The sequence below is a fragment of the Nocardiopsis sp. MT53 genome (genome assembly GCF_019598965.1).
Classification (GTDB): Bacteria; Actinomycetota; Actinomycetes; order Streptosporangiales; family Streptosporangiaceae; genus Nocardiopsis; species Nocardiopsis changdeensis.
The window spans coordinates 253,246-266,084 of the sequence record NZ_CP080599.1 but is presented as its reverse complement, the minus strand read 5'-3'; the positions used below and the strand labels follow the sequence as shown (position 1 = coordinate 266,084).

Sequence of the window (12,839 nt, the reverse complement as noted above, 5' to 3'; positions counted from 1 at the left end):
CGCACCCGCCCCCGCCGTGGGGGACCGGCTCAGATCCGGTCGGGGTCCTCCTCGCGGTAGGCGGCCCCCGCCTGGTCGGTGTACTTGGCCTCGCCCGGGCCGGCCGAGCCGATCTCCCGGGTGTCGATCGCGGCCGGCTCCGCCCGGTCGCCGCCGCCGATCACGTTGAAGCAGATGTTCAGCAGGATCGCCGACACCGCGGCGCCGATGATCCCGGAGTGGGCGATCATCTCCACGGACGGGGGCAGGAAGGAGTAGAACGTCGGGTAGGCGAGCGGGATGACCGCCACCCCGACCGACGCGGCCACCAGCACCAGGTTGAGGTTGCGGGTGAAGTCCACCTTGGCCAGCGTCTTGACGCCGCTGGCGGCCACGCTGCCGAACAGCACCAGGCCGGCCCCGCCCAGGACCGGGGCGGGCAGGGCGGCCATCACGCCGCCCAGGATCGGGAACATCCCCAGGAGGATGAGGATGCCCGCGCCCACCGCCACCACGTAGCGGCTGCGGATCCCGGTGAGCGCCAGCAGCCCGATGTTCTGGGCGAACGAGCTGGTCGGGGTGGAGTTGAAGATCGGGCCGATGATCGACCCGCTCACGTCGGCGCGCAGGCCAGCCGAGATGCGCCGGGCGTCCACCTTCGTCCCGGTGATCTCGCCGACGGCGATGATGTGCGAGGCGCCCTCGGTGAGGACCACCAGCATGATCACGCACATCGTGGCGATCGCGGCGGGCTGGAACTGCGGGGCGCCGAAGTAGAACACCGAGGTCGGGTTGAACACGATGTCGGCCTCGCCGACCCGGCTGAAGTCGGCCATGCCCAGGGGCAGCGCCACCAGGGTGCCCACCACCATGCCGAGCAGGATGGACAGCCGCCCCCAGATCCCGGGCAGCACCCGGGAGCCCAGGAGGATGACGGCGAGCGTGACCCCGGCCAGGGCCAGGTTGGCCAGGGGCGCGGCCGGGACCGACGCGCCGTCCGCGCCGGTGTGGACGCCGCCGTCCATGATCCACCGGGCGGCCACCGGCATCAGGCTGACCCCGATGACGGTGATGATCGTGCCGGTGACGATCGGCGGGAAGAAGCGGATGAGCTGCCCGAAGAACGGGGTCAGGCACAGGGCGAAGACGCCGGCGGCCAGGGAGGCGCCGAACGCCACCGGCAGGTTCTCGCCGTTCTCGCCCGCGGCCAGGGTGGTGACGGCGCTGACGGGGACGAAGGAGGCGGCGACCACGATCGGCATCTGGGCGCCGATCCGGCGGTGGCCGACGGTCTGGATGAGGGTGGCGATCCCGGCCACCAGCAGCGCGCCGCTGACGAGTATCCCCATGGAGGCGGGGTCGTTCGCGAGTCCGGCGGCGGCGCCGATGACCAGGGCCGGCGCGACCGCGCCGGCGTACATGGTGAGGATGTGCTGGATCCCGTAGACGAGCAGCAGCCGGGGCGGCAGCTTCTCGTCCTCGGGGCGCGGGGCGGGGGCGTTCGTTGTGGCCGAGTCCTTCGCGGACGGACTGTTCGACATGGCCAGTTTCCAGCCTTTGTTCAGGTGACCACGGGGGGTGGTCGGTCTCTCGGGCGCGTGCGCCCGACGAATCGCGCCGCCTGCGGCCCGTGCCGGGGCACGGCGGAGGCGGGCAGCCCGCTGCGCTGCGGGCAGGCGAGGGGTCACCTCGGATCGGGGGGCGGGTCCGGGGCCCGGCCGCACGTCGGGCCCCGGGGGAGGGCGGGGATCAGACGAAGCCCGGCACGGACTTCCACGCATCGCCCGGCTCGGGGGCGTCGTCGCGCTCGACGACGGCCTCGATCTTGCCGTAGGGGCGGTCGGCGGCGAAGAACACCTCGTTGGGGTTGTCCAGGCCGAACGGCGACAGGTCCACCAGGAAGTGGTGCTTGTTGGGCATCGAGAAGCGGATCTCGGCGACCTCGGGGTGCGCCTCCAGGACGGCGGTGCCCATCTGGAAGAGGGTCTGCTGGAGGGCGAGGCTGTGCGTGTTCGCGAAGGCCTCCAGGCACAGCGCGCGGATGGACGCGTAGGCCTTGTCGAAGTCGTGGTCGGTGCCGATGTAGCGCCAGCGGGCGGTGACGTCCGTGGCCAGGATGCGGTCCGTGGTCTCCTGGAGCGTGGTGTAGCGGGTCTTGGGGTACCCGTGGAACTCCGAGCCGGTGGACTTCAGGACGGTCAGGCCGGTGAAGCCGGAGACGACCCACTCGCGTCCGCCGTCCTTGGTGACGACGGTGGTGCGGGTCTCGGCGCCGTTGCGCACGAAGGAATGGTCGTGGGGGCCGTCGGAGGTGACGATGCGCTCCCAGGAGTACTCCTCGATCTCCTGCCGGGCGCCGTGCACGTAGTCGTGCTCGTCGACGAAGTGGCGGGCCAGGCGCAGCGCGAAGTCCTCGACGGCGCCGACGCCGCCCCACTCGCGGGCCTTGGCGTAGACCGTGTTCTTCTGGGTGTCGGTCGGCAGGCACGTGGCGTTGTCGCCGACGGTGTGGACGTCCTCCAGGTCGCCGCGCAGCTGGGAGGTGACGTTGACGTCCTTGATCCGGTGGACGTCGGTCTGGCGGTCGACGTGGACGAGGCGCACCTCGGCCTTGCCGTACTGGTTGTCTCCGAGTCTGATGCCCATCAGGGTGAACTCCATCCGTGTGGATAAGTCTTCGTCGTTCGCGTGTGAACGCTGTGCGTACGAGGGAGGACCGCTGGTCATGCGGAAGGACCTATCACGCACCCTGAGTCTGTGATCCTGCGTGCCGCCGTGTCCTGAGGCGTGTCCTTTCGGTTGCGTTCGGGTGTCCGTCGCCGTGTTCCCCTGAACCTCCGCTGCGCTGCGGGTCCGTGCCCGGCGGCGCAGGGGGGTGTTCGGGAACAGGGCCTAGGAGCCCCGGTAGGTGGAGTAGGCGAACGGGCTGAGCAGGAGCGGCACGTGGTAGTGCGCGTCCTCGTCGGCGAGGTCGAACACGATGGAGACCTCGGGGTAGAACCCCCGCTGCCCCGTCGCCCCGAAGTAGGCGGCGGTGTCGAAGGTGATCCGGTGGTATCCGGCGGCGAGCCGCTCGGGGCCCAGGTCGCCGACCCGGCCGTCGCCGTCGGTCACGCCCTCGGCGACGGTCTTCCAGGAGGAGCGGCCGGGGTCGGCCGCGGCCTCCAGCCGGACGGGGACGCCGGCCGCGGGGCGGCCGAGCGCGGCGTCCAGGACATGCGTGGTGACGTGGCTCATCCTTCGGCCTCCAGGAGTTTGACCAGGCGCAGGGCGGCGATCCGGCGCAGTTCGCCGCCGACGACGGCCAGTTCGGTGTCGCGGTCGTTGCCGAGCCGTCCGACCAGGTCGGACAGCAGGTCGCGGGGACCGCGGCCGCTGGCGCAGACCAGGTAGATCTGCCCGAACCTCTCCTCGTACTCCTGCTGGGCGTACTGGAAGATCCGCTGGACGCGGACGGCGGCGTCGTCGGTCTCGGAGGCGAACGCGGACTGCTCTCCGCGCGACCAGGCGGCCTCGGTGCCCCGGCCCCGGGCCTTCTCCCCGATGCGGGGGTGGCGGGCCAGCGCGGAGGCGACCTCGTCGGCCGTGATCTCGCGGGCGTGGGCGTCGGCCGTGTCGAGGAGGGCGGCGCGGTCGGCGTAGGGGGCGGCGGCCGCGACGGCCAGCACCCAGCGTTCCACGTCCAGGCACTGCGCGAGCTCGGCGCGCAATGCCTCCTCGGAGAGGGCGTTGAGCCGGTCCAGACCCTGGTCGGGCCGGGTGTCCGGCTCCGCCGAGGTGCTTTCGGGCATGGGGTTCTCCCGTGACCCGGCCGAAGCCGGGCTTTCATAGTGCAGACATGCGATTCCGTATTACGGATTGCAGGGACTCTAGTTGATGGCAGTGTGACCTTGTCAACACTCGCAAGGGGCTTTCGGTGAAAAACAAGCGGATTCATGACATGGGCAAAAGATCCGCCGAACGTGCGGAGGCGGTCGCGGTCCGGAGGGTGTCGGGGGCGGTCGGCGCGGTCGGCGGCGGCCGGTCGGCCGCGGGGGTGTTGACAACCGGGGCGACCCGACGCACACTCAAATCATTCCTTAAAGCGAAAATCAAGTTCCACATTGCGGAAGTAACCACGGAGGCCGTGCATGAGCCACACCCTCGGGTACACGGTGAACTGCTCCATGCTCTTCACCGAGCTGCCCCTCAACGAGCGCCCCCGGGCCGTCCGCGAGGCCGGGTTCGACGCCGTCGAGTTCTGGTGGCCCTTCGAGAGCGCCACCCCGCCCCGGGAGGACGTCGACGCGTTCATCGCCGCCATCGAGGCCGCGGGCGTACGGCTGACCGGCCTCAACTTCTTCGCCGGCGCCCTGCCCGGGCCCGACCGGGGCGTGCTCTCCCAGCCCGCGCGCTCCGCCGAGTTCCGCGCCAACCTCGACGTCGTCACCGCGATCGCCGAGCGCACCGGCACCACCGGGTTCAACGCCCTGTACGGCCTGCGCCAGGCCGGGGTGGACCCCGCCGAGCAGGACCGCCTGGCACTGGAGAACACCGTCGCCGCCGCCGAGGCGGTCGCCCGGGTCGGCGGCACCGTCCTCATCGAGCCCCTCAGCGGCGCCGAGGACTACCCGCTCAAGACCGCCCGCGACGGCCTCGACTTCGTCGCGGAGGCCCGGGCCGCCGGGGCCGGCAACGTCGCCCTGCTGGCCGACCTGTACCACCTGGCCGCCAACGGCGACGACGTCGCCGCCGTCGTCCGCGACCACGCCGCCGAGTTCGGGCACGTCCAGATCGCCGACGTCCCCGGCCGCGGCGAGCCCGGCACCGGCGAGCTGCCCATCGACGACCTCCTCACCGCCGCCCAGAAGGGCGGATACCAGGGCCTGGTGGGCCTGGAGTACAAGCCCACCGTCCCCACCGCGCAGAGCTTCGGCCGCCTGCGCTGAACCGCGCGCCCGCACCCACAGCCACGAACAGGAAGGGGCACACCGTGTCCATCCGCAAGGTCGCCTTCATCGGACTCGGCATCATGGGCCTGCCCATGGCCGTCAACCTCGTCCGCGCCGGGTACACCGTCACCGGCCACAACCTCACCCCCGAGCGCGTGGACGCCCTCGTCGCCGAGGGCGGGCTGCGCGGCGGCGGCGTCGCCGGGGCGGTCGCCGACGCCGACGCCGTCATCACGATGGTCCCCGACTCCCCGGACGTCGAGGCGCTGCTGCTCGGGGAGGGCGGCGTGTTCGAGAACGCCAAGCCCGGCACGCTCATCATCGACATGAGCACCATCCGCCCCGACGTGTCGCGCTCCGTGGCCGAGGCCGGCGCCGAGCGCGGGTTCCGGGTCCTGGACGCGCCGGTCAGCGGCGGCGAGGCCGGGGCGATCGAGGCCAAGCTGTCCATCATGGTCGGCGGCTCCCAGGAGGACTTCGAGGCGGCCCGCCCGCTCTTCGACGTCCTGGGCACCACCCCGGTCCTGGTCGGCCCCAACGGCGCCGGACAGACCGTCAAGGCCGCCAACCAGCTCATCGTCGCGGGCAACATCCAGCTGCTGGCCGAGGCCCTGGTCTTCCTGGAGGCCCACGGCGTCGACACCGAGGCCGGCCTGGAGGTCCTGGGCGGCGGGCTCGCGGGCAGCACCGTGCTCCAGCGCAAGGGCAGGGCCATGCGCGAGCGCGACTTCGCCCCCGGCTTCCGGATCGCCCTGCACGACAAGGACATGCGCATCGTCACCGACTCCGCGCACGCCGCCGGAGTGGTGATCCCGCTGGGCTCCCAGGTCGCCCAGTACGTGGCGGCCCTCAAGCAGCAGGGCCACGGCGGCCTCGACCACTCCGCGCTGCTGAAGATCGTCGAACAGCTCTCGGGCCGCGAGCAGTAGGCGACCGCGCGGCGGAGCAGAGCACTCCGCCGCCCCGGGCCGCCCGGCGGCCGCGTGTGTTGGCCGCACCGCGTGACCGTCCGGAGCCGGCCCGTCCCCGGAACTCCCCCCTAGCACTGAAGGAACAGCCATGACACGGATGCCCGTGATGAACGCGGTCGTCGAGGTTTTGAAGGACGAGGGCGTCGACACCGCCTTCGGTTGCCCCGGCGCCGCCATCCTGCCCCTCTACAAGGCGCTGGAGGACGTCGGCGGGATCGAGCACCTGACCGTCCGCCACGAGGAGGGCGCCACCCACATGGCCGACGGCTGGTCGCGCACCACCGGCAAGGTCGGCGTGGCGATCGGCACCTCCGGCCCCGCCGGGACCAACATGATCACCGGCCTGTACACCGCGATCGCCGACTCCATCCCGATCGTCTGCATCACCGGCCAGCAGCGCACCGACCTGCTGGACAAGGAGGGCTTCCAGGCGGTCGACATCGTCGAGATCGCCAAGCCCGTCACCAAGTGGGCGGTGCAGATCAAGGAGGCGGCGACCGCCCCGTGGATCTTCCGCGAGGCGTTCCGGATCGCCCGCGAGGGCCGCCCGGGGCCGGTCCTCGTCGACATCCCCGTCGACATCGCCCAGCAGCTCATCGACTACGACCCCGAGCTGGACGCCCCGCTCAAGGTCAACACCGTCGAGCCCCACCTGCCCCGGGTCGAGCGCGCCCTGGACCTGCTGCTGGAGGCGGAGCGCCCGCTCATCCTGGCGGGCGGCGGCGTCATCCTGGCCGAGGCCTCCGGGGAGCTGCGCGAACTCGCCGAGTACCTGCGCGTCCCGGTCCAGGTCACCCTCATGGGCAAGGGCTCCTTCGACGAGGACTCGCCGCTGTACGCGGGCATGACCGGCGTGCAGACCTCCCAGCGGTACGGCAACGCCTCGTTCCTGGAGTCCGACCTGGTCCTGGCGGTGGGCGCGCGCTTCGCCGACCGGCACACCGGCCAGATCGACGTCTACCGGGGCGAGCGAAAGTTCATCCACGTCGACATCGAGGCCACCCAGATCGGCCGGGTCTTCGAGCCAGACCTGGGCGTGGTCTCCGACGCCCGCCTCTTCCTGCGCGAGCTGCTGGCCGCGGCGAAGCGGCGGGAGGCCCGGGCCGGGGTCGGGGCCTGGATCGACCGGGTCGGCGAGCTCAAGGCCACCCTGACCCGGCGCGAGGACTTCGACAGCGTGCCGGTCAAGGCGCCGCGCGTCTACAAGGAGATCAACGAGGTCTTCGACGAGGACACCTACTTCGTCACCGCGATCGGCCTGTACCAGATCTGGGGCGGCCAGCACCAGAAGGCGTACAAGCCGCGCCGCTACCAGATCTGCGGCCAGGCGGGCCCCCTGGGCTGGGAGATCCCCGCGGCCATCGGCGTCAAGAAGGCGCTGAAGGAGACCGACCCGGACGCCGAGGTCGTCGGCATCGTCGGCGACTACGGGTTCCAGTACATGGTCGAGGAACTGGCCGTCGCCGCCCAGTACAACGTCCCCTACGTCATCATCATGCTCAACAACGAGTACCTGGGCCTGATCCGCCAGGCGTCCATCCCCTACGAGATGAACTACCAGGTGGACATCCACTACGACGAGTACGGCACCGACAACGTCAAGATCATGGAGGCGTACGGCTGCGCGGGCCGCCGCGTCTGGGAGCCGGGGGAGATCCGCGACGCCCTGGAGTGGGCCCGCAAGGAGGCCAGGTCGACCTCCCGCCCGGTGCTCGTCGAGATCATGATCGAGCGCGAGGCCAACACCCCGCACGGTCCGGCGATCGACGCGGTCAAGGAGTTCGAGCCGGTCCCCGGCGCGTAGTCGACGCCGCTCGCTTCGGGCCTTTGCTCCGCTTCGTCCCGTGCGATGGCGCCCGGAGAACGGGAACCCTCGGCCCTGCGCTCACATCCCCGCCCACCCGTCGCCCGCCACCACCCTCAACGGACGGCCTGGCGGCCGGCCGCCCTCGTCCTCGAAGACGTTCGCTCCGGGCCGTGGGCGCCATCGCTCTCACAGGCCGCCGCGGACGGGTTCCTCCTGCACCTGTGTCCGCGGTGCACAGCGGCCCCTCCCCCTACTGGCTCGGGGGGAGGGGCCGTCCGCGCGGGGGTCAGCCGCAGTAGGCCTCCTCCTCGCCGATGATGCGGTACGGGCAGTCGGCGTAGTCGAGCAGCCGCAGCACGGCCTCCCGGTTGCGCTCGGTCTCCCGGTCGATCACCGAGGACGGCGGGTAGAAGCCGCCCTCCCAGGCCGACCGGGGGTACATCTCGTACGTGAAGTTGACGATGCGCTGGTCGCCCCAGAGCCAGTCGTTGATCGAGCCGTCGGTGACGTACAGGTCGCTGGACTGCTGGGGCGTGTACCCGTTGGCGTCGGCCATGTGGGCGCCCAGGGCCGCGTGCGTGTCGTACTCCTCGCGGGTCATCCCGTCGGTGACGTCGGAGTAGGTGTGGCCGAACGGCCACAGGATGAGCTCGCTGTAGGTGTGGAAGTCGATGGCGGCGGTGATCTGCTGCTCGCCGCCCACCACCCGGCTCCGCACGAAGTCGGCGATGACCCGCACCTCGGGGGCGGACTCGGGGGCCGGGCCGCGGTAGGTGATGCTGCTCGGGTTGCCGGAGGAGCCGCCGCAGCAGCCCCACTCGTAGTCCCAGTTGCGGTTGAGGTCGGTGCCGACCGCCGAGGTCCCGGCGTTGGGCTGGCGGTTCTTGCGCCAGTCCCGCCAGGCGCTGCCGGCCATGTCGTACTCGGAGCCGTCGGGGTTGACGTTGGGGACGATCCAGATCTCGCGGCCGTCGACCAGCCCGGTGATGCGCTCGTCGGTGCCGTACCCGTCGGTGAGCAGGTCCATCAGGTAGACGGCCATCTCGACGGTCAGGTGCTCGCGGGCGTGCTGGGCGTGGGTGAACAGCACCTCGGGCTCGTCCTCGTCGGCCGCCGCGTTGTCGCTGATCTTGACCGCGACGATGTCGCGGCCCTCGTGCGAGGTGCCGATGACGCTCGGGGCGGCGAGGTCGGGGTGGTCGGCGACCACCTTGTCGACGAGGTCGAGGAGTTCGGCGTAGTCGGTGTAACCGGGGTCGGGGGCGGCGAACGTCCCGGAGACCTCCAGCACCTCCACGCCGAAGCCGAGCGCGGCGATCTCCGCGGCGTCGTCGGGGGTGGCGGTGACCAGGACCTCCTCGGCGGCCACCTGGTCGATGGCGGCGCCGGTCGAGGCGATGGCGGTGCGGTCCCGCGGGGTGCTCGCGCCGTCCACGATGTACAGGTCGTACTCGGGTTCGGCGGTCGCGCTCCCGGCGGCCAGGGTGCCGAGCATCAGCGCGGCGACGGTCAGGGGGACGAGGGTGCGGCGCACGCCCGAGGGGATGCGGGCGCGCCGGGGGGACGGGAAACGGGTGGTCTCCACGGGATGCCTCCGTGAGCGGGGGTGAGGCGATCGGACACGGTGGCGACATTGCAGAAGAGATCACCACGTTCTGTCAACATTCATGATCTCTGAGTCATATAGGAATGTTTGCCGCTGAAAGCGGCGAAACCCCACGTCACGCCCGCCCGGTCCGCCCCGCCCGCCGCGGGTACCCCGTCCCCGCCTGGCCGCATCCGGCCACCCGTCTACCGCGGCTGGGGGGCGGGGGAGAGGGCCTCGGCGGCCGCGGCCTCCGGGGGGAGGGCGCGGCCCGCGGCCCGGGCGGCCCCGACGGCCTCGGGACCCGCCAGGGCGCGGGCGGCGGCCAGGACGCGGTCCACGTCGAACCGCTCGGCGGCGGGCATCGGCGCCCCGGCGGCCTCGCGCAGCCGCTCGGCGGCGCCGACCAGCCGGGCCGCGGCGACGCCGTCGCCCTCCAGGGCGGCGACCCCCGCCAGCCCCTCCAGGGCCAGGGCCACCGCGCGCGGGTCCCCGGTGAGCCGGGCCTGCTCCAGGCCCTGGCGGTGCAGGTCGCGGGCGGCTCCGGCGTCCCCGCGCTGCTCGGCGGTGAAGCCCAGTTCGGCCAGCGCGAACGCCAGCCCCGGCCGGTACCCGTCCTGCCGGTGCACCGCCAGCACCTCCTCCAGGTGCTCCCGCGCGGTGTCGAGGTCGCCGCGGCGCCGGGCGGTCATCCCCAGCCCGGCGACGGTGAACCTCCGCCCCGCCCGGAACGCCTGCTCGCCGGCGATCCGCAGGGCCCTCAGGTTGTGCGCGTCGGCGGCCTCCAGGTCGCCGTTGAGCAGGTGGACCCGGGCCAGGCGGCCCAGTTCGTCGACCACCGTCGGCCACAGCCCCAGGCCCTCGGCGATCCCCAGGGCGCTGCGGTGCCGGCGGGCGGCCTCGGCGTAGGAGCCCTCGATGCCCGCGACCACGCCCAGCAGGCTGTGCGCCCGGGCCTCGCCCCACGGCTCCCCGGCGCGGGAGAACAGGGCCAGGCTCCGGTCGGCGTCGCGGCGGGCGGGACCCAGTTCGCTGCGGCGCAGCGCCCGCCACCCGCGCAGGTGCAGCGCGAACGCGGTCCACCACGGGTCGGCGGCCGCCTCGAACACCTCCAGCGCCTCCGACAGCCGGTCGTCGGGCCAGTCGTCGCCGGGGCCGACGGCGTCGGAGAAGGCCGTCACGAACACCAGCAGGGTCTGCGCGCGGGCGCGGGTCCGGGGGTCGGACAGGCCCCGGGCGATCCGCTCGGCCTCACGCGCCGGCGCGTGCTCCGCGTGGTCGGTGCACTCGGCCACCCCCAGGACGGTGTGCCAGAGCAGGGCCTCGGCCCGGTCCGCGGGGGAGCCCGTGCCCTGGGCGGCCAGCGCCCGGGACAGCAGGCGGCACCCCTCCCGGTACCGTCCGCGCAGGTACCAGAACCAGCCGTGGTAGGCGGCCACACGCAGCGCGAGGTCGGCGTGCCCGTGGTCGGCCGACCACTCGATGACCGCGCGCACGTCGGTCGCCTGCCGGTCCGCGTCCGCCTGGTGCGGGTCCAGGGTGAAGTCCGCCGCCTCGCCCCGTCCGGAGCGGTCGGCGATGTGCCGTGCGTACCGGTGCCAGACGGCGTCCTCCTCGCCGGCGGCGGCCAGCCGCCGCGCGGCGTAGGCGCGGATCGTCTCCAGCAGCCGGTACCGGGTGCCCTCCTGGCCGACCGCCACCAGCGACCGGTCCACCAGGCCCGCCAGGATCCCCGCGACGTCGGCCGGCTCCACTCCGGGCGGCCCCTGCGGGTCGGCGGCGATCGCCTCCGCGGTCTCCAGCGTGAACACGCAGGTCGGCACGGACAGGCGGCGCAGCACCGCCTGTTCGGGGCCGGTCAGCAGCCGCCAGCTCCAGTCCACGGTCTCCCACAGGGTGCGCCTGCGGTCGTGCCCGCCCGCCCCCAGGACCCGGAAGCGGTCGTCCAGCCGTTCCGCGAGCCGGTGCACCCCCAGGGAGCGCACCCGGGCCGCGGCCAGTTCGAGGGCCAGCGGCAGTCCGTCGAGGTGGCGGCAGATCCCGGCCACCGCCTCGGCGTTCGCCGCGTCCACGGTGAAGCCGGGCACCGACGCGGCCGCCCGCCGGACGAACAGCGCCACGGCGTCGGAGGCGGCCACCTCCTCCGGTGAGGTGCCGTCCGGCAGCCCCAGCGGCCTCACCTGGTGCAGGTGCTCGCCGGGGATGCCCAGCGGCTCCCGGCTGGTGGCCAGGACCCGCAGACCCGGCACGGTTCCGAGCAGGCGGGCGGCCAGGTCCGCCGCCGGCGCGATCAGGTGCTCGCAGTTGTCCAGCACGAGCAGGGCCGGTCCGCCGCCCAGGGACTCGGCGATGCGCGCGGCCACCGGCCGCGCCCGGGCCGACCGCGACCCCTCGTCCTGGAGGCCCAGCACGGCCGCGACCTCCTCGGCGACCCCCTCCCCGTCCTCGCGCCCGGACAGCTCCACGAACCACACCGGGCCGAAGCGGCCGTCGCCGACGGCGACCGCGGCCAGGGCCATGGAGGTCTTGCCGACGCCGCCGGGCCCCAGCAGGGTGGTCAGGCGCGACCGGGCGAGGGTGCGCCGCACCTCGGCGACGCAGTCGTCCCGCCCCACCAGGTCGGTCAGGGGGGCGGGCACCGAGCCCCGGGCAGGGGCGGCGGGGGCCGGATCGGCCGGGGGCGCCATGGCGTGCGGGTGGTGGACGGCCGCAGCCGCAGCCGCAGCCGCAGCCGGGGCCGCCGGGACCTCCGCGACCGCGGGGGCCGGGTCCAGTACGGGGGACTGGGCGAGGATGTCCGAGTGCAGCCGGGTGATCTCCGGGCCCGGGTCCACGCCGAGTTCCTCGGCCAGCAGCTCCCGCAGCCCGCGGTGGCTCTCCAGGGCCTCGCCCTGGCGGCCCGCCCGGTACAGGGCGAGCATGTGCGCCGCCCGCAGCCGCTCCCGGGCCGGGTGCGCGCGCACCAGTCCGCCGAGCTCGGCGACGAGCTCGGGGCCCTCGCCCAGGTCGAGCCTGGCCCGGGCGCGGTCCTCCAGGGCCGCCAGGCGCATCTCCTCCCAGCGGGCCAGGGGCGCCGCGGCGAAGGCGGCGTCCGCGTGGTCGGCCAGTGCCGGGCCGCGCCACTGCTCCAGCGCCTCGTCCAGCAGCCGGACCCGCTCCCGGGGGCCGCCGCCGCGGGCCCGGGACACCAGGGCCTCGAACCGGCCCGCGTCCACGGCGTCGGCGTCCACCCGCAGCCGGTAGCCCGAGGGGCCCGACTCCAGCCGGGTCCGGAACCCGGCCTCGCCGCGCTCCAGGGCACCGCGCAGCCGGGAGACCGCCGTCTGCACGGCGCCGGCAGGATCGGGCGGCGGGGCGTCCCAGAGCTCGTCGACCAGCCGGTCGGCCGAGACCGACTCGCCGCGGTGGACGAGCAGCAGCGCCAACAGGGCGCGCACCTTGGCCCCCGGAACGCGTACGGACGAACCCCCGTCGGTCCACACGGCCAGCGGCCCCAGCACCCCGAATCGCATACCGGAGAGCCTATACGCGCGGTTCCGCGGCGCTCCTCACGGTGAGACCGGGGT

9 protein-coding genes are annotated in these 12,839 nt (G+C 73.5%); 3 read left to right on the top strand and 6 right to left on the bottom strand.

The features are described from left to right. Positions 1–29 precede the first annotated feature (29 nt). The 4 genes from K1J57_RS01150 to uraD form a co-directional block, all read right to left on the bottom strand. The gene (locus K1J57_RS01150) at positions 30–1,520 is read right to left on the bottom strand and encodes a nucleobase:cation symporter-2 family protein (protein ID WP_220562633.1); all 1,491 of its coding nucleotides are present in this window, start codon (positions 1,518–1,520) and stop codon (positions 30–32) included. 208 nt (positions 1,521–1,728) lie between these two features. Then, positions 1,729–2,625: a factor-independent urate hydroxylase gene (gene pucL, locus K1J57_RS01145; RefSeq protein ID WP_220562632.1), complete on the bottom strand. Its 897-nt coding sequence runs from the start codon at positions 2,623–2,625 to the stop codon at positions 1,729–1,731. Positions 2,626–2,871: 246 nt separating this feature from the next. Continuing rightward, positions 2,872–3,216: a hydroxyisourate hydrolase gene (gene uraH, locus K1J57_RS01140; protein WP_220562631.1), complete on the bottom strand. Its 345-nt coding sequence runs from the start codon at positions 3,214–3,216 to the stop codon at positions 2,872–2,874. Further along, positions 3,213–3,770 (bottom strand): 2-oxo-4-hydroxy-4-carboxy-5-ureidoimidazoline decarboxylase, encoded by a 558-nt coding sequence (gene uraD, locus K1J57_RS01135; RefSeq protein ID WP_220562630.1) that lies wholly within the window; start codon positions 3,768–3,770, stop codon positions 3,213–3,215. Before uraD ends, uraH begins: the two co-directional genes overlap by 4 nt. A 339-nt stretch (positions 3,771–4,109) precedes the next feature. Between uraD and K1J57_RS01130 the strand changes: the two genes are divergently transcribed. The 3 genes from K1J57_RS01130 (at position 4,110) to gcl (ending at position 7,685) form a co-directional block, all read left to right on the top strand. Next, on the top strand, positions 4,110–4,907 hold the full coding sequence (locus K1J57_RS01130; RefSeq protein WP_220562629.1) for a hydroxypyruvate isomerase family protein: 798 nt from the start codon (positions 4,110–4,112) through the stop codon (positions 4,905–4,907). A 44-nt stretch (positions 4,908–4,951) separates the two neighbouring features. Next, entirely contained in the window at positions 4,952–5,839 is an 888-nt protein-coding gene (locus tag K1J57_RS01125; protein WP_220562628.1) for a 2-hydroxy-3-oxopropionate reductase, read from the top strand. A 130-nt stretch (positions 5,840–5,969) separates the two neighbouring features. Further along, positions 5,970–7,685 carry a glyoxylate carboligase gene (gene gcl / locus K1J57_RS01120; RefSeq protein ID WP_220562627.1) on the top strand — a complete coding sequence of 572 codons (1,716 nt, stop codon included), beginning with the start codon at positions 5,970–5,972 and terminating at the stop codon, positions 7,683–7,685. A gap of 289 nt (positions 7,686–7,974) precedes the next feature. On the opposite strand, the gene K1J57_RS01115 is transcribed toward gcl, so the two are convergent. Beyond that, positions 7,975–9,183 carry a M14 family metallopeptidase gene (locus K1J57_RS01115; protein WP_220565281.1) on the bottom strand — a complete coding sequence of 403 codons (1,209 nt, stop codon included), beginning with the start codon at positions 9,181–9,183 and terminating at the stop codon, positions 7,975–7,977. Between the two features lie 296 nt (positions 9,184–9,479). Continuing rightward, positions 9,480–12,785, bottom strand: a complete 3,306-nt coding sequence (locus K1J57_RS01110) for a BTAD domain-containing putative transcriptional regulator (RefSeq protein WP_220562626.1) — start codon at positions 12,783–12,785, stop codon at positions 9,480–9,482. Between the last annotated feature and the right edge of the window lie 54 nt (positions 12,786–12,839).